This window comes from Streptomyces sp. NPDC052012 (genome assembly GCF_040689265.1).
Taxonomy (GTDB): domain Bacteria; phylum Actinomycetota; class Actinomycetes; order Streptomycetales; family Streptomycetaceae; genus Streptomyces.
In genome coordinates, this window is sequence record NZ_JBFAXA010000018.1 from 1 (window position 1) to 16,937 (window position 16,937).

Annotated in this window: 17 protein-coding genes; 4 read left to right on the forward strand and 13 right to left on the reverse strand. The window is 71.8% G+C overall.

Features of this window, described 5'->3' with window-relative positions; all coding sequences use genetic code 11:
* Positions 1-484 precede the first annotated feature (484 nt).
* The 3 genes from AB0412_RS24980 (at position 485) to AB0412_RS24990 (ending at position 1,444) form a co-directional block, all read left to right on the forward strand.
* The gene (locus AB0412_RS24980) at positions 485-637 is read left to right on the forward strand and encodes a hypothetical protein (protein ID WP_366404797.1); all 153 of its coding nucleotides are present in this window, start codon (positions 485-487) and stop codon (positions 635-637) included.
* A 168-nt stretch (positions 638-805) separates the two neighbouring features.
* The gene (locus AB0412_RS24985; protein WP_366404798.1) at positions 806-1,228 is read left to right on the forward strand and encodes an Hsp20/alpha crystallin family protein; all 423 of its coding nucleotides are present in this window, start codon (positions 806-808) and stop codon (positions 1,226-1,228) included.
* Between the two features lie 36 nt (positions 1,229-1,264).
* Positions 1,265-1,444: a hypothetical protein gene (locus tag AB0412_RS24990; RefSeq protein ID WP_366404799.1), complete on the forward strand. Its 180-nt coding sequence runs from the start codon at positions 1,265-1,267 to the stop codon at positions 1,442-1,444.
* A 37-nt stretch (positions 1,445-1,481) separates the two neighbouring features.
* Here AB0412_RS24990 and AB0412_RS24995 read toward each other — a convergent pair whose 3' ends face one another.
* The 9 genes from AB0412_RS24995 to AB0412_RS25035 all read right to left on the reverse strand — a co-directional run bounded on the left by AB0412_RS24995 (position 1,482) and on the right by AB0412_RS25035 (position 12,730).
* Positions 1,482-2,111 (reverse strand): maleylpyruvate isomerase family mycothiol-dependent enzyme, encoded by a 630-nt coding sequence (locus AB0412_RS24995; protein ID WP_366404800.1) that lies wholly within the window; start codon positions 2,109-2,111, stop codon positions 1,482-1,484.
* Between the two features lie 246 nt (positions 2,112-2,357).
* A complete protein-coding gene (locus tag AB0412_RS25000) occupies positions 2,358-3,581 on the reverse strand; it encodes a GAF domain-containing SpoIIE family protein phosphatase (RefSeq protein WP_366404932.1) in 1,224 nt (407 codons plus the stop codon).
* 357 nt (positions 3,582-3,938) lie between these two features.
* Positions 3,939-4,247 (reverse strand): hypothetical protein, encoded by a 309-nt coding sequence (locus AB0412_RS25005; RefSeq protein ID WP_366404801.1) that lies wholly within the window; start codon positions 4,245-4,247, stop codon positions 3,939-3,941.
* 188 nt (positions 4,248-4,435) lie between these two features.
* Positions 4,436-6,664, reverse strand: a complete 2,229-nt coding sequence (locus AB0412_RS25010) for a prolyl oligopeptidase family serine peptidase (protein WP_366404802.1) — start codon at positions 6,662-6,664, stop codon at positions 4,436-4,438.
* Complete coding sequence (locus tag AB0412_RS25015) at positions 6,637-8,421, reverse strand: N-acetylglutaminylglutamine amidotransferase (protein ID WP_366404803.1); 1,785 nt, start codon at positions 8,419-8,421, stop codon at positions 6,637-6,639. The genes AB0412_RS25010 and AB0412_RS25015 overlap by 28 nt, the downstream gene beginning before the upstream one ends.
* Before the next feature lie 266 nt (positions 8,422-8,687).
* On the reverse strand, positions 8,688-9,872 hold the full coding sequence (locus tag AB0412_RS25020) for a glutamate--cysteine ligase (RefSeq protein WP_366404804.1): 1,185 nt from the start codon (positions 9,870-9,872) through the stop codon (positions 8,688-8,690).
* Positions 9,873-10,331: 459 nt separating this feature from the next.
* Positions 10,332-11,105: a hypothetical protein gene (locus tag AB0412_RS25025; protein WP_366404805.1), complete on the reverse strand. Its 774-nt coding sequence runs from the start codon at positions 11,103-11,105 to the stop codon at positions 10,332-10,334.
* 146 nt (positions 11,106-11,251) lie between these two features.
* The gene (locus AB0412_RS25030) at positions 11,252-11,689 is read right to left on the reverse strand and encodes a hypothetical protein (RefSeq protein WP_366404806.1); all 438 of its coding nucleotides are present in this window, start codon (positions 11,687-11,689) and stop codon (positions 11,252-11,254) included.
* 96 nt (positions 11,690-11,785) lie between these two features.
* Positions 11,786-12,730, reverse strand: a complete 945-nt coding sequence (locus AB0412_RS25035; RefSeq protein ID WP_366404807.1) for a DMT family transporter — start codon at positions 12,728-12,730, stop codon at positions 11,786-11,788.
* 66 nt (positions 12,731-12,796) lie between these two features.
* Here AB0412_RS25035 and AB0412_RS25040 point away from each other — a divergent pair, with 66 nt between their 5' ends.
* Positions 12,797-13,399, forward strand: a complete 603-nt coding sequence (locus AB0412_RS25040; protein WP_366404808.1) for a helix-turn-helix domain-containing protein — start codon at positions 12,797-12,799, stop codon at positions 13,397-13,399.
* Positions 13,400-13,567: 168 nt separating this feature from the next.
* Here the strand turns inward: AB0412_RS25040 and AB0412_RS25045 are convergent, their stop codons facing one another.
* The 4 genes from AB0412_RS25045 to AB0412_RS25060 all read right to left on the reverse strand — a co-directional run bounded on the left by AB0412_RS25045 (position 13,568) and on the right by AB0412_RS25060 (position 16,928).
* Entirely contained in the window at positions 13,568-14,677 is a 1,110-nt protein-coding gene (locus tag AB0412_RS25045; RefSeq protein ID WP_366404809.1) for a hypothetical protein, read from the reverse strand.
* A 2-nt stretch (positions 14,678-14,679) separates the two neighbouring features.
* Positions 14,680-15,729 (reverse strand): hypothetical protein, encoded by a 1,050-nt coding sequence (locus AB0412_RS25050; RefSeq protein ID WP_366404810.1) that lies wholly within the window; start codon positions 15,727-15,729, stop codon positions 14,680-14,682.
* Between the two features lie 166 nt (positions 15,730-15,895).
* Entirely contained in the window at positions 15,896-16,282 is a 387-nt protein-coding gene (gene gvpJ, locus AB0412_RS25055; protein WP_366404811.1) for a gas vesicle protein GvpJ, read from the reverse strand.
* Positions 16,283-16,358: 76 nt separating this feature from the next.
* On the reverse strand, positions 16,359-16,928 hold the full coding sequence (locus AB0412_RS25060; RefSeq protein WP_366404812.1) for a hypothetical protein: 570 nt from the start codon (positions 16,926-16,928) through the stop codon (positions 16,359-16,361).
* Between the last annotated feature and the right edge of the window lie 9 nt (positions 16,929-16,937).

Genomic DNA, 16,937 nt, shown 5'->3' on the forward strand with positions numbered 1-16,937 from the left:
GTGGGCGCGCCCCACTTCTTCTCGAGGACGACGTTGCGGCCCTTGGGGCCGAGCGTCACCTTGACGGCGTCCGCGAGCTGGTTCATGCCGCGCTCCAGCGCGCGGCGTGCCTCCTCCTCGTAGGCGATGATCTTGGCGGTCACGCTTGCGACTCCTCCGCATCGATCCCTGACACGACGACGGCGGACCAGGGTGACGCCCGCGACGTGTCGCCCGCGCGGCCACGCGCTTCACTCAGGGCCGCACGAGCACGTCACCCGACCCAGCCGTTAGCACTCTCAGCCGGAGAGTGCCAGTTCTTCGTCTAGCACCTCCGCCCGCCCGGAGGCAAGCGGGACGCACGGGACCGGGCCGACACCGGCAGCCGCCTGGAGCACGCGCCCCGCTCTGAGCACCAAGGTGGGTGTGAGCTGCGGCATTGCCAGCGAACGGGGCGAGCCGTCACGCTGGGGCGCATAACGGACGTCGAGGAAAGCAGTTCCCCATGGCCGACCATGTGCACGTGCGCCTCAGCGAGGCGCTGAGCGTCTCCGAAGACGGGGAACTGATCGAGCACTCCCGCTGCCGCTGCGGAGCCACCTTCACCAAGGTGTTCGACGCCAGGAGCGCAGAGCCGGACCAGCCGCCCGGTTCCTGACTCGCCTCCCAGCGTGCTTGCGACACGAGCCTGAGCCAGCTGCTGTCAACTTCCCCTAGCGCATGCTTGTCAATGACGGGGCGTTGGGCTATACGGATAAGCAGTTCTTGAGCATCAGGCCAGCCTCCCCGTGGCCGCCGCCTGTGTCGAGTGAAGGGAGACGTGGAAGTGCTCGCGCGTACCGGTGCTTCGGGCGACCTCGATCGGCTCGTGCATCAGCTGGCGCATACGACCGACTCTGCCGGAACCGTCATCCCGGCAGACGCCTGGCGCGACGACGAAGCTCTCTATCTGCAGTTCGATCTGCCCGGCATGGACCGCTCCAGCATCGAACTGGTCACCCGACAGGACACACTCACGCTGACCGCCGAGCGCCCCTCCCCCGTACCGCCCGGCGCCCGCCCCGTCCTCACCGAACGTCCCACCGGCCGGTTCACCCGCCGCCTGACGCTGTCCGACGCCCTGGACACCGACGCGGCGAAGGCGGCCTACGACAACGGTGTCCTCACGCTGCGCATCCCGCTCGCCGCGCACGCCAAGCCGCGCAAGATACCCCTCTCCGGCGGCGCGACCAAGCAACTGACGGCCTGACTCTCTGCCTCTGCGTCACTTCCAGGGAGGTGCATCGTGAGCGCCCTGCTGTGGCTGCTCATTCCGTTCATCGTCGGCGTGGCAGCGAGTGGGTGGGCGTGGGTCACCGCTCGCCGCACTCCCAGCCCGCCCGACCACGACACGTGGGAGGACCTCGACCGCTACGAGCGGCTGCGGACCGTACTCAGCACCGGCGAGCACTGCAAAGCCACGTGAGCGTCCCCCGAAGACGTGCCCGGGCCCCGCGCTCGCGTCACCGGCTCGGTGTCACGAGCGCGGCGATTCCCGGCCCGTCGAGCTCCTCCAGCGCCACCCGTCGCCCGCAGACGGCCAGCAACAAGGAGAGCGCGGGGCCCGTGACTTCCGGACCGTCCCCGATGGACAGGTCGGCGTCCACTGCCGTGAGCCGGACACGGGCTGTCAGCTCCTTGGCTCCGCCGAAGGACTCGGGCGTACGAGCCTGCAGGCGCAGCGATCGGATGACAGCCTCCGGTGGGTAGGAGCGGGTGAGTCCCAACGGCCTGCGGATGTCCTCACCGTGGACGACCTCCTCGACGAGCCGGCTGTCCAGGGGCGCCGGAGGGGTGGTTCTCCGCGACGCCAACTGCCGCAGCCGCTGCAACGTCTCCTGCGGTGAGGCACCCCGTTCGCGTTCCACACCGCGTGCGTTCTGACGGTCGAAGTCGAACCGGTCCCGGACGAGGCCGACCACGAAACCGAGGCGTGTCGTCCGAGCGGTGTCGACCAGGTGCGCGGCCACGTCATGCACGGTCCACCCCTCCCAGAGCGACGGCTGCCCCCACCGCTCGTCATCGAGGTGCGCGAGGTCGTCGATCAGCGCGGCACGCTCCGCGTGGACCATCGGCCAGACATCGTTGTTCATCGGCTACTCCTTCGCTCAACCACCGCATCAGCCCCCGTAGGACCCCGGGCAGCCCCGGAACTCATCGCCCGGTGAGCGCGAGGCCTGTGGCGTCTGCCCGGCCGCCGGCCACATCACGCCGTGGTCGATGGTCGGTCCGTCGTCGAACGGCACGAAGCGGACTCCGGGGCGGGCGTGGTGACCGCAGAGGGCCCACGAGGTGCTGGAGCTTCCTGGGCGCCGGTCCCTGGGGGTACGCCGAGTCACTCAGCTCCGGGCCGCTGCAGGTGGTGGGCGCACCGCGAGGAGGGCGAGGTCGTCGTGCCCGGCGCCGGGGTGCCGGTCGGCCAGCAGGCGGCACAGCTCGTCGAGCGGCAGGGCGCTGTGGGCGGCGGCGAGGGCGGCGAGCTCGTCCAGGCATGTGTCCAGGGGGCGGCGGGGGTGCTCGACGAGGCCGTCGGTGAACATCAGGACCGTGTCCCCCGCCGCCAGCGCACGGGTGTGGTCGGGGCGGGGCAGCGCCTCGTCCACGCCGAGGGGAATACCGGGCTCGGCCTCCAGATAGAGCGCGTGCCCGTCGGCCGTGACGACCAGGGGCGGCAGGTGGCCGGCAGCCGACCAGAGCAGGCGCCAGCCATCGCCCTGCCGCTCGAGGCGGGCCAGGCAGGCGGTGGTGACCGGGGCCTCTGTGATGGCGTGCAGGGTGTGGTCGAGACGGTGCAGGACCAGGCTGGGCGGGGTGCGGCGGTCGTAGAGCAGGGCCCGCAGCATGTTGCGGATCTGTGCCATGGCGGCCGCCGCGGTCAGGTCGTGTCCGACCACATCACCGATGATGGCCGCGCAGCTGCCGTCCGGCAGCACCAGAGCGTCGTACCAGTCGCCCCCGAGATGGTGGCCGGGGGCGGTGGCGGGCCGGTAGACGGCGGCGGCGCCGAACGGCGCGAGGTCGGGCAGGGTGGGCAGCAGCAGGCGCTGGAAGTGCTCGGCGGAGGAGCGGGTCTGCTCGAAGAGGCGGGCGTTCTCGATCGCGATGCCGGCGGCTCCGGCGAGCGCGGTCACCACGGCCTCGTCGTGGTCGTCGAACCGTTCGCCGTCGCGCCGGTCGCACAGATAGAGGTTGCCGTAGATCCGCCCGCGGACACTGATGGCGACGCCGAGCAGCGTCCGCATCGGGGGGTGGCCGGCCGGGAATCCGACCGAGTCGGGGTGGTGCGGCAGGTCCGCCACCCGCAGGGGCTCGGGGTGGTGGATCAGGTGCCCGAGCAAGCCCCGGCCGTGCGGGAACTCGGAGCCGGCCAGGTCCTCGTACTCCTGCGTGCTCAGGCCGAGGGGGATGAACTCCTCGAGCGCGGATCCGTCGTCGTCGAGCACGCCCAGAGCGCCGTAGCGGGCGTCGACGAGTTCCATCGCCGTGGTGACGATGCGCCGCAGCACGACCGGCAGTTCCAGTTCGCGGCTGACCGCGAGGACCGCGTGGAGCAGGCGTTCCATCCGCCGCTGTGCCCTGGCCGGATCGTCGTCCGCGTCCACCACGACGTGTCACTCCTCGTGTGCTGTGCGGCCGGGCCGCTGCGCGGCACCTCGATCGACGTGCGGTTGCGCGCCCTTGTCACATCCTGACCCTCCCGCCGTACACCCGCACGCCCGACGGCGCCCGCAGGATCCCGGGCCGCTCGGGTGGCCGGTGCCGCCGCACAGCGCGCAGACCGTGCCCCCGGCCTGCTCGCGCATCCGCTCGCCCACGTCCTGGTCCGGGCTTCCACCCCACGACGCACGCCACGCGAGGGTGAGGCCCGCAAGCCCCTCCTGGTGCCCGGCGCCGACGCGCGCCGGAGAGCAGGCGTCCGTTCACGGTCGGGGACGGACGCGGCGCCACTGTGGACGGGCGTCACCACTGCGGCGTCCGGCGACAGAGGCGCAGCGCCGGCACACCACCTGTACCCGGTCTGCCGCGCCGCCGGACTCAGGGAAGATGTCGGGCCAGCTCACGTGCGGAAAGCGGGCGAGTTGCGAGCGGCTGAGGGACAGCCCGCACACGGTTTCGTTCCGCCCCGGCTCCCAGGCGTGGACCTCGCCGGCGGGCAGCCTGCGCCGGCCGTCCTCCTCGTCGGTCCACTGTCCGGAGGCGGCAACGGCGTAGTGCTTGCCGCGTCTCACGTGCTGCCCCACGCCGCAGGGGAACTCTTCTCGCTCACTCGGCACCGTCCTCCAGTCGACAGGGCACGGCCTGGTCGGGCCGCACGGTCGTATCGGCGCCCCTCACAGGGCGCGTTCCACGGGAACGCTGTCTCACACACGTGCGCACCACTCCCGCGGGCAGCCTCGACCCGCACTGTGCCCGCAGGTCACACCAGCAGGTGCCGTTCCATCCAGTCCGCGGCCGCCCGGCGGAACAGGCGCCGGTTGTCCGCGCGCAGGAAGTCGTGACCTTCGTCGCGCAGGGTCAGCAGTTCGGCGTGGACGCCCCGTTCCCGGGCTGCCCGTACGAACTGCCGGGACTCCCCCGGTGGCACGTTGGTGTCGTGTTCACCGTGGACGGCGAGCAGCGGAACGCGCAGCGCCTCGATGCGGCTCATCGGTGACAGCGCGCGCAGCAGCTCCCGGTCGCGCTCCGGGTGACCGTACTTGTGCGCCGCGGACTCCGCGATCCACGGTTCCGTACCGGCGAAGAAGGTCAGGAAGTCCGACATGCCGCAGACGGCGACTCCGGTGCGGAAGAGGTCCGGGTGCCACACGAGGGAGGCGAACGTCAGATAGCCGCCGTACGAGCGGCCCATGACCGCCAGCCGCGTCGGATCGGCCGGGCCCGCGGTGACCGCGTGGGCCGCGCAGTCCGCGACGTCGTCGAACGCGGCGAAGCGGCCCGCGCCCAGGTCGGCGTCGACGAACGACCGGCCGTGCCCCAGCGATCCCCGGACGTCGGGGGCGAAGACGTCCATGCCGCGCCCGGTCAGCTCGTGGTACAGCGGGTTGAAGACCGGGCGTTCCTGTTCCTCAGGTCCGCCGTGCAGGTGGACGACGCACGGTGCCGGTTCGTCGGGGGCGCGCCCGGGCGCCCTGTAGTACCAGCCGCTCAGGGGCAGCCCGTCCCGTGCCGTCAGACGCAGGGGGACGGGGCGTACCGGTGGCGGTCCCGGCGGGACGGCGTCCTCGTCCTTGGCGGACCAGGGCGTGCGCAGCACGGACACGCCTTCGTGGGCCCACCAGACACCCGGGCGGCGTTGCGACCCGGACAGCGCGAGCAGCAGTCGCCCGGCTCCGGCGGCGGCCACGCGGGTGACGACCTCGTGGGGCAGGGGAAGGGGACGTGCCGGGCCGGTGTCGTCGGGGGCGTGCCCGGCCGGGACGGTCTCGACGAGTTCCAGCTCGCTCGCACCCTGCACGTTCCAGGCCAGCGCGGCGGTGCGGCCGTCGTGCGCGAGCGCCAGGAGTTCCAGGTCGCTCCCGTCGCGGGCCGCCGCGACGGACGTCTGCTCCGGCCTTCCGTCGGCGTCCAGGGCGACGGCGAAGAGCGCCGCGTACTCCCGGTCCGCGTTGCTGCGCAGCCACAGGGTCCGCCCGTCCGGGGAGAAACGTCCGATCCACGGGTCGCCGTCGGCGACCGGCAGGGCGCACGTGGTCGCCGAGTCGGCGGTGCGGCGGACGACCGCCTCGCGCCGTCCGCGCGGCCCCCGGCGCAGCAGTGCGAAGCGGCCGTCCCGGCTGAGATCGCACACGCGCAGGGAGGCGGCGTGTGTCTCCGTGGTGAGCAGTGCAGGCGACGCGAGACCGTCGGGATCGATCAGGTAGACCGACAGGCCGCCGGGCCGGGCCGCGGGGGCTGTGGGGGCGGCCGGCGTGCCGTTCGGCGCCGTCCTCGACGTGGCGTCGTACGCGGCCGGGCCGAGGAGGGTCGCACGACCGTCCCGGTACGCCCAGTCGGCCCCGGGGCGGACCCCCGCGAGCAGGCCGTCCGCCGGGCCGTCGTCCGACAGGGTCTGCCCCACCACGCTCGAGGGGGCGACGGCCGGAGCCGAGACGGTGACGGCGACGGCCGAGCCGTCGTGCGCCCAGCACCCCAGATGGGCGGAACTGGCCGGGTCGGCGCCGGCCAGGATGCGGCGGCCGGTGCCGTCGGGCCGTACGCACAGCACCCTCGTGTGTTCGCCCCCGCCCGGCGCGGTGGTGTACGCGATCCAGCGGCCGTCCGGTGACCAGGACACCTCCTTGACGGGGTCCGGTGAGGAGTCGAGCAGGTTCACCTCGTCACTGCCGACGGGTCCGGCCCACAGCTGGGGGACACCGCCCCGGTCGCAGATGAAAGCCGCCTCGGTCCCGTCGGCGTTGGCGGAGGGGTACCAGCAGCCGTGCGCGCGCAGCCGGGTCACGGCGTCCCGCGGACCACCCGCCTCGGGCAGCGCCACCGGCGCCGGCGCGGCGGCGTCGGCAGCGCCCGGCCGGTCCCCTGTCCGGCCGTCCCGGAGCGGCACGGGCCCTGGACCGGGTGTCCCCGGAGCAGAGGGGTCCGGCGCCGGGCCGTCCACCGCCCGCATGCCCCGGTCGCCGGTCACTTGATTCCGTGGGTCTGCAGCCATATCTCCAGCAAAGCTATCTGCCACAGCGCGTTCGCGCCCCGCCTGGTGCGGTGCTCTTCGGGCGCCTCGAGCAGCTCGGCGACGTACGAGTCCTGGAACAGTCCGCGCTGCTTCGCCTCCGGTGCCTCGAGTGCCTCGCGCACCCGCTGCAGCACGGGCCCGGCCATGTGCCGGATGGCCGGTACCGGGAAATAGCCCTTGGGGCGGTCCACCACCTCGCGCGGCAGGAGCTTGCGGCCCACCTCCTTCAGCACGCCCTTGCCGCCGTCGGCCAGCTTGAGCTCCGGCGGGCAGGCCGCCGCCAGCTCCACCAGTTCGTGGTCGAGGAAGGGCACGCGGGCCTCCAGGCCCCACGCCATGGTCATGTTGTCGACCCGCTTGACGGGGTCGTCGACGAGCATGACGTGCGTGTCCAGGCGCAGCGCGGCGTCCAGCGCGGTCTGCGCTCCCGGTGCCGCCATGTGGCCGCGGACGAAGTCACCCGAGACGTCGTCGGGGGGCAGCAGCTCCGGCCGCAGGATGCGGGCGAGATCGGCGTGCGACCGGTCGAAGTACGTCTCGGCGTAGCGCTCCGGCTCGTCCTCGCGGGAGACCTCGGCCAGCTGCGGATACCAGTGGTAGCCGGCGAAGACCTCGTCGGCGCCCTGCCCGCTCTGCACGACCTTCACCTCCTTCGACACCTGCTCGGACAGCAGGTGGAAGGCGACCACGTCGTGGCTGATCATCGGCTCGCTCATCGCGGCGACCGCCCCGTCCAGCGCTGTCGAGACCCGCTCGGAAGGAACCATCATCCGGCGGTGGTCGGTGCCGAACTCCCGGGCCACCAGGTCCGAGTACCGGAACTCGTCGCCCTTCTCACCGCCCTCCGTCTCGAACCCGACGCTGAACGTCTTCAGGTCGCGCTGGCCCTCGTCGGCCAGCAGAGCGACGATCAGGCTGGAGTCGAGTCCGCCGGAGAGCAGCACCCCGACCGGTACGTCGGAGACCATGCGACGGCGCACGGCTGTGCGCAGCGCGTCCAGCACCGCGTCCCGCCATTCGTCCGCACTCATGCCGGCGCATTCCGCCCGGCGTGTGTAGGACGGCTGCCAGTAGCAGTGATCCTCGTGGGTGCCGTCCGGTTCGACGACCCGCACCGTGGCCGGGGGGAGCTTGCGCACGCCGTTGAGGACGGTGCGCGGCGCCGCGACCGTGGCGTGCCAGCTGAGGTACTGGTGCAGGGCGACGGGGTCGAGTGAGGTGTCGGTGTCTCCGGCGGCGAGGAGGGCGGGCAGCGTGGAGGCGAACCGAAGCCGCTGCGGTGTCCGTGCCAGGTACAGCGGCTTGATGCCGAGGCGGTCCCGGGCGAGGACGACCCGGCCGGTCCGGTGCTCGACGATCGCGAAGGCGAACATGCCGCGGAAGTGCTCGACGCAGGAGGTGCCCCACTGCAGGTAGGCGTTGAGCACCACCTCGGTGTCCGACGTCGACTCGAAGCGGTGCCCGAGGCGGCGCAATTCCTCTCGCAGCTCGGGATAGTTGTACACGCAGCCGTTGAAGACGCCGGTGACCTGTCCCCGGGCGTCCGTCATGGGCTGGCCTCCCCGGTCCGAGAGGTCGATGATCTTCAGTCGCCGGTGTCCCAGCGCCACCGCGCCCCGCGTCCAGGTGCCCTGCCCGTCGGGTCCACGGGCGGCGAGCCGGTCCGTCATGCGTCCGACGGCCGCCAGGTCGGGCCGCCGGCCGTCGAAGCGGATCTCCCCGCTCAGGCCGCACATGACGTCCCACCTCCCTTCCGGGTGCCGGTGGCACACTTCGTCGGGACCACCGGCGCCCGCCCTCCGGTCGGGATCGGGGCGGTACTGCACGACATGACACAACCCTTTCTGCACGGGGACAGGACACTGGTTTTCTGCAACGGGGCATGGCGCGCGGTGGGCGGTGTTGCCCGGGAAGGCCGGGCCGCCGACGCGGCGAGCACCTCGAGGGATGCTGTGCGCGGATACTGCGGGACCGGTGGCGGTCTCATGGCACGCACCGTTCGTCAGGGGCCGATGACCTCCGGCGCCCCGGAACCGGCGGAGGAGTGCGGGCCGCGCACGGCGACGGCGGGGGTGAGCCCGCGGCCGAGCGGCGCCGACCGGCGGTGTCCGCGTTCGCCGCGGGTCTCGGCGATCAACATGTCGACACAGCCGAGGAGATCCTCCTCCTGTGCCGTACGCCGGATGCGCCGGGCTGCGCTGCCGTCCGCGAGGACCTCCTCGGTCAGCGCCCGCACGGTCTGCCAGTCCCCGTGGGCCTCCAGGGCGGGCCGCAGTCGGACGAGCAGCTTGCGCAGGACCTGGCGGGCAGGTGCCTCGCGGTGCGACTCGGGGTCCACCAGGGTGCCTTCGAGCCCGGACCGCGCGGCACGCCATGCCGCGCCCCGCAGCCACTCGTGGCGACCCTCGCATCCAGGACCGCGCCTGCGCAGCCGTTCGCGGGCGTCGGTCACCAGGGCGCGGAACAGTCCGGCGATGAGCACGACCGTCTCGGCACGCGGGCACGCATCGCAGATGCGCAGTTCCAGGGTTCGCAGATGGGCGGAGGGACGGACGTCGTAGTAGATCATTCCCGCGTCGCTGATCACCCCGGCCCGGATGAAGTCGTCCACCGCCGCGTCGTACTCGGCCGCGCTGGAGAAACAGCCGGCCGGCCCTGCGGTGGGCCACCGCTGCCACACCATGGAACGCCAGCTCGCGTACCCCGTGTCGGCGCCCTGCCAGACGGGCGAACTGGCGGAGACGGCCAGCAGCACGGGCAGCCAGGGCGAGACCTCGCACATGACGCGTACGGCGGTGTCGCGGTCGGGCACGTCCACATGCACCTGGGCGCCGCAGATGAGCTGCTCGTCCGCGACCTTGCGGTATTCCTCGGCCATGTGGTGGTAGCGGGCGTCGGCCGTGGTGTGCGCCGCGGCCGCGGGAGCCAGTGGAGCCGCCCCCGCGGCGATGACGGCCAGCCCCTGCGAGGAGGCGGCGGCGTCCAACTGCCGCCTCAGTCGGGTCAGGTCGGCGTAGAGGTCGTGCAGGGATGCGTGCACCGCGCTGTTGGTCTCCACGGTGCACTGGTGCAGTTCCGTCGTGAAGGTCCGCCGGGGAAGCCGTCGCAGGATCGCGTCGGCGCGCGGCACGAGCAGCCCGCTCTCCACCTCGAGGACGTGGAACTCCTCCTCCACCCCGATGCGCATGGTCAAAGTCACTCCTAGGGATGCAAACACTGCCCGCAGGGGGGTACGAGACCTGTCCCTGGACGATGGGCAGCTGTGATGAGCTCCGAGTTCCCCGCTCTCCCGGGGATAAGCTCAGCACTGCGCATCTGACACGCTGACCCCACAGATGAGCAGCGACCGCACGGGGTGGGCATCCAGCCGCCACTGTGACTCGCGCGCCGTCCGGGGACGGTGAGCGCGCGACCTCGCGCAGCGAGCGGCACTTCCACACCTACGGTGCCGGCGTCGGCCCCGCACAACGCCGGCCGGGTCCTGAACGGCCCGGCCGCCTCCGCCAGTTCCTCGCTCGGCCCCTGACCTGACGCCCGGCCACTTCGGCGCGGCGACACCCCTGCGAGTGAATCCGCGGTTCGGCACGAGGCCGTTCCCGAGGCAGCGGGAAGTCTCCTCCTCGCCGAAGGCTTCGGCAGCGGTCCGTCAGTATCGGGCAGTCGCGCGACTGCGGACGGCCTGCACGAGGCCCGGATCCACACGGCATCGGAGCTGGTCCAGGCAGGAGGCCGCGAGGGCGACGAGGTGAGGACGGTGCTCCGGCTCCGCATCGGCACGTCGGACGAGTTCGGTCAGCAGCCGCGTGCTGAGTCGTTCGTCCCCGCCGGCCGCGGTCAGCTGGACGGCGTCGGTCCAGTCGTCGCGGTGGGCGTTGACCGTCAACGGGGTCGGATCGCCGTGGGAGATGATCGCCTCCACGCCGAGGTAGGTGCGGAGGCCGACGTGGGCGAAGGCCACCGTGTCCGCGTCGGTGTCCTGCTGCAGCAGTCTGCCGTGGGTGAGAAGTACGGTCAGCGCCTGCTCCGGGTTGCAGGGCTGAGTCTGCGGCAGCGATGGCAGCGTCTTCGCGATGACGTCGAGCACCTCTTGGCGGGCGAGGGCGCTGGTGTCCTGCCACAGCATGCGGTGGGCGACGGCCGGGTACAGGAGGCGTTGCGCAAGGGGCCCCGGGGTCGCTTCGGTCCGGTCGGCCGGGTCCTTCGGGGCGGTGACGGTCATGAGCCTGGTGACCAGTTCGCCGTACAGGTCGCCCCGGCGGAAGGCGAGCGCAGCCGGGTGGTCGAGGAACAGGGAGCACATGGCGTCACACACCGTGTCACTGGTGGCCAGTTGGGCGAGGTGCGGACGCAGCGCGATCTCGTGGAGGAGCCGGGGTTCGTGGACGTCGCGCTCCTCGAGTGCCTTGCGGGGCGTTCCCATGGTGTGAGCGCGATCGAACCATGCGATGACGTGGTGCCGTGCCTGGACGATGACAGGGCTTTCCGCGTCCAACGATCTCCTCCTCGGGTCTCCGCGGGCGGCGCACGGCGCACGTTACCGCGATCGGCCGGCCCGGGGAGGAGCCGTCACCGGTGCTTCCTCTGCAGGCCCTCGGCGATGAGGGAGAGGCCGATGCCCAGGATCCAGACGTCCTTGGCCAGCGAGATTCCTTGCTCGGTGGGGCGCAGGCTCCCTTCCTGCCGCATCCCCGGGGTCCGCAGATAGAGCCCAAGGGTGCCGACGGAGAACGCTGTCACCGCGGTTCCCGCGACCGCGGCGGGGACGACCGGCAGCAGGAGCGTCGCGGCCACGGCGACCTCTCCTGCCGAGAGCAGCCGGACGAACCGCTGAGCATCGACCTTGCCGAGGAACGGGTAGGTGCCGGCGGCGATTTGGTGAAAGCCCTCGGCCGTGGCATCGTCCGCATCGCGTTTGGACAGTCCGGAGTTCAGAAAGAACGCGCCGGCCGTGAGTCTGAGCGGAACTTGCCGTGCTGCGGAACGCCATGCTCGTCCGACTGCCATGCCACGTCTCCTCGTCGCGTCTGCCCCCGCTCACCAGGCTGTCACCCGCTGGACGCATGTCAAACGGAAGTGATCGGACGGCCCACCACGTGCCGGTCACCGGGTGCCGCGGTCGTGCCCGAGGTCCGACGGACAGGCTGCCGCTCGGCCGGCGACAGGTCGTCCGGGCCTGCTGGATGAGGTGGCCCCGCGGTGCACGACGACGACAGCCGCGAGGCCGATGGCCAGGCCGACAGCGGTCTGCGGGCCGAACGGCTCATCGAACATCACGGCTCCCCAGACCGCCGTGACCGGGGCCATGAGGAACATCAGCGTATTGACCTCGGTGACTCCCGAGCGCTGCAGGATGAGCCAGTACAGCCCGTACCCGCCGAAGGTCGGCAAGGCGACAAGCCAGGTGATGGCGGCCCAGAACGAGAGCTCAGTGGGTGGCCTCGCCGCTCCGGCGCTCACCGCAAGTGCGGCGAAGACCACCGCACTTGTCACGCCGTGGATGGTCATCGAGACGACCGGCGCGACCTGCGTGCGGGAGCGGCTTTCGCAGAACGTGGCCGCCACCAGCGAGAACATACCCAAGAAGGGCACGAGATAGGACCACCAGGGCGCTCCGGTGCCGGCCGTGGCATCGGCCATGGTGACGACGGTGACGCCGCTCACTCCCAGGCACAGGCCCAGCCACTGTGTGCGCGATACGTATTGACGCAGCAACGGTCCGGCAAGCGCTCCGGCGACGAGGGGCTGGACGCCGTCGATCAGGGCCGTGGTGCCGCTGGAGACTCCGAGTTGGATCGCGTAGTAGACGGTGAGCAGGTAGCCGCTCTGCGACAGCGCGCCGATCACGGCCTGCCGGGCCAGATCCCGCGCCGACAGGCCCCGCCACGACAGCCGGCGGAGCATGGCGAAGACGATCAGGACGGCGGCGAGCGGCACGAACCGCCACATGAGGATGGTGACCGCAGCCGCGCTGCCCGCGCCGAGCTTGGCTCCGATGAACCCTGAGCTCCAGCAGAGCACGAACGCGAGCGAGAGCAGGAAGTTCATGTCGCACCGTCCACTAAACAGGTCGGTCTACCCTGCCCACTATACAGATCGGTATACTCTTGAGCCATGAGCCCTGCCGGAACCCCACGGAGGATCGCGTTGACTCCAGCCGCACGGCGCGTGCTGGACGCCGCGGGAAGCCTCTTCTACGAGCGCGGCATTCACGCCGTCGGCGTGGACCTGATCGCCGCCGAGGCCGGGGTGACGAAGAAGACCCTCTACGACCGGTTCGGCTCCAAGGAACAGATCGTCGTGGAGTACCTCGCGGATCGCGACGAACGCTGGCGAGGCTTCCTCGCGGAGCACCTCGAGGCTGTGCAACCGACGGCCGAAGCGCGTGTCCTGGCCGTCTTCGACGCCTCACGCGCGTGGGCGGCGACGAACAGTCCCAAGGGGTGCAGCATGGTCAACGCTCACGCCGAGATCAGCGATCCGTCCCACCCGGCCTACCCGATCATCACCGGGCAGAAGCAGTGGATGCTCGCCCTGTTCACCGATCTCGCCCAGGAGATCACCCCTGACCGGGCGGGCGATCTCGGCCGGACGCTCATGCTGCTCCACGAGGGCGCGCTCGTCGCCCACGGGCTGCGCGTTTTCGCGGACCCCATCCGCCACGCCCGCGACCAGGCGCAAGCGATCCTGGCCGCCGCTGGGGAACGGCCGCGCTGACCCACGACGACGCGACTCGCGCCCCGGTCCACCGACCGGACCACGACGTCCGGACGGCTCCCGGAAGCTCCTGGACGGCTTCTGGCCGGCTCCTGCACGGCTTCTGGACGGCTCGGTGAGACCAGACGGCCGCGGGCGCCTGACCCGCCGGCACGCGCGGCCACCACCTCAGCCGACTCGGAGGATCCGCGGCGCGAAGGTTCCCAGGGGTCCGTCGGCGCGGCCCACGGACCACACCGTCGCCGTGCCCGGCACCGGCGCCAGCCGCAGCGTCCAGGACTCCCCCTCCCCGGCCACCGCCGGTTCGCTGTGCCCGGTGAACGACTGCCCGTTCCAGGCGAGGAAATCCGGCCCGGGTACCAACGGCGGGGTGCTGCCCGGCGGGCCCCACTTCTGCGAGCGGGCCACCGAGACCCAGGCCAGGGCGCCGGAATCGTCGGGTGCCAGCGAGCTGACCGAACCGAAGTCGGTGGGCACGGTCACCCTGCTCCACGCCTGCCCGTCCCAGCGGACCAGCAGGGGCGGGATCGGCCGCCCCGGCGGGCCGCCGACGAAACCGGCCGTGCCGCCCGCCCACACCTCCGTCGGCGAGACCGCCAGGACTGTGCCCAGGGCCGACCGGGGGAACCCGTCCACGATCGTCTGCTGCCACGTCTGCCCGTTCCAGTGCGACACGGCCGCACCCGCGTCGGTGGCGCCCGCGGCCCAGACGTCGTCGGCCGCCAGGACGTGCAGCCCGTACACCGATCCCGGCGGCCCCGGCACCTCCCGCCAGCCGTTGCCGTCCCTGCGCAGCAGGATCTGCGCGCCGTCCCGCGAACCGATGAGCCAGGTCTCACCGCCACCGGTGACGACCTTGGTCAGTGCCGCACCGCGCGGCGCGCGGCTCTCGGACCAGGCGATGCCGTCGTAGCGGAGCAGGCGGGCGCCGCCCGCGGAGTCTCGGCCGACGGCCCAGACCGCGGTCGGTGAGGTCGCGGCGACGGACAGCAGCTCCCCCTGCCATCCGATCCCGCGCAGACTCTGGCGCTGCCACGCGGTTCCGTCCCAGCGCAGCACCAGCGGGAAGCCCGGCGCCTCGCGGCCCACGGCGTCGGCACCCACCGCCCAGGCGTGGTCCGGCCCGAACGCCACGGCCTCGTTCAGCCCGGCCTGCGGGCGCACCTGAGCCGGCACCGGGACGTGTTGCCACGACAGGGGCTGCGCTGCGGCCGAGGTCATGACGGACGCGACGGTCATGACGGCGGCGAGGACCGCGACGAGGAGTCGGCGTGCCATGGTCAGCCTCCCAGCCTCTCGCTCATCGGATTCGGTTGCGAACCGTAGATCTCGACGGTCCCGAACGACATCAGTGAGAGTCCGGCCCTCGTCATCTCACGCGGCCTCACGTCGATCGCGTTCGCGCGCTCCGCGCCGTAGGAGAACGTGGTGCGCGTGCCGTCCACGCGGGCGTACTTCGACTGGAACGCGCGGTCGCTGCGCACCGGCAGCCACAGGGCGCCGTCCGGGCCGCGCACCATCCCCTCGGTGTGGGTGTCGCCGAGGGGCGGGTACGTGATCCGCCAGGCGTGCCCCTTCCGGGTCATCAGGTAGGTGCGGGCGACGCCGTCGGTGTACTGGCTGCCGCCGATCGTGATCCGGCCGGAGGGTTCCAGGAGGATCGTGTGCACGTTGCTGTTCGGCGGCAGCGGCACGTCGGCGTCCCGCCACACCGTGCCGTCCCAGCGCAGGACGGTGGTCCCGGTGCTGGTGTCCGCCCAGGCCCAGGCGTCGGTGGCGGTGCGCGCGGTGATCCCCATCAGGAACAGCACACCGTCGGGGGTGGGCTGTGTGGTCCAGCCGGAGCCGTCGTGGTGCAACACCTTCAGCCCGGTGTCGTCCTCACCGACCACCCACGCGGCACCCGGGACCGCGGTGAAGTCCTGGTAGGTCCACAGGGTCCGCGGCAGCGGCACGGCACTCCACTCCCCCGCCGATCGGCGCAGGATCTCCCCCGCTTCCCCGCGCTGGTGGAAGATCCACGCCTCGTCACCGACGAACTGCACCTTGCCGAGCCGGCCTGCCTCACCGGCGCCGGGGAAGCTCGCGTCCCGGCCCCACGCCGTTCCGTCCCACCGGTACAGCATCGGCCGCAGTCCGTCGGCGGCATGCTCGTATCCGGTCGCCCACGCCTCGTCCGGTCCGCGGGCGGCCACGTCGGACACGGTCACCGGCGAGGCCGCGGGCGGCACCGGCAGCGCCGACCAGGTCGGCGTCACAGCCGCGGCCGGCGACACCACCGCGGTGCACGCGATCACGAGGCAGACGATGACCGCACGGAGACCGTTCACGAGACCCCCAGGACGACGCGAAGGTCGCACAAGTTATTGGCGTTCAACCACCGTGAACAGTCGGCATTCGGCCGAACACGAAGGGGGTCACAGGCTCATGGGGCACGTGAAGCGTGCGGCGATCGTCGGAGACGCGCGGCCCGCGGCGACGGCATCCGCCGCTCGCTCACGAACTGCGTTCAGATCCCCGTGTCTGCTTCGCTTCGTCGCGGGCCTGCTGGAAGGCGTCGGAGATCGTCTGCGCGGCTCCGGACAGCACGCCCTTGGTCTTGCCCCGGGCCCCGGACTCGGTGATCCGTTCCGGGAGTTCGGTCAGTCCGGCGGGCTTGCGCGGTCCCGCCTCCAGGTCGAGACGGTTGCACGCCTCGGCGAAGCGCAGATACGTGTCGACGCTGGCCACCACGACCCGCACGTCGATCTTGAGTATCTCGATCCCGACGAGGGACACCCGCACGAAGGCGTCGATCACGAGCCCTCGGTCGAGAATCAGCTCCAGTACGTCGTACAGGCCGCTGGAGCCTCCGCCGCCGCCCTGCCGCGCGACCGCACTCATGTGGATCAGCTCTCCTCATTCCTCGTGATGGCCTCTCAGCGCCCAGGGTCCGAAGTCCAAGGCCGGAGACCTGCCATCAGGTCGAACGCTGCTCGCGCATCGCGTTCGTCACTTCCGTCCTGGGCGAGTTGCCGCTCGTGCTCCGGAGTGCCTCGCGCATGTCGCGCAGGCGCCGTATCTGCCGACCGCCCTGCCAAGTGAGCAGGGGCAGGGCAACCGCGCCGAGCAGGCCGATCACCAACGCCTGCCGTACGTTGCCCAGCATCAGCGGCGCCACGACGAGGAGCGCGTGCATCAAGTACAGGACCACGAGGGCGGGCCTCCGGTGCCGGGTGCGGTGCAGTCGTTGTTCCACCAGGTCCAGCATGGCTTCCCGGTCGGTGGGCGAGGACGGGATCTCTCCTCGGCGCAGGTAACGGTCCAGGGTCACCAGACGGTCGGCCGAGCCACGGGCGGCGCGCTTCTCCCCCGCCCGCAGCACCAGCAGGACGGCCACGGCTCCCACCGACATCACGGCGGCTCGCGTCAGCACCACAAGTGGTGGCTCGCCTGGCGACATCAGCAGCATCACCGCGCAGGCCATGAGGACGGTGAGCAGCACCTGGGCCCACGCGTGTCGTCCGAGGAAGATGTTGATCCGTTCCACGTCTTCCTC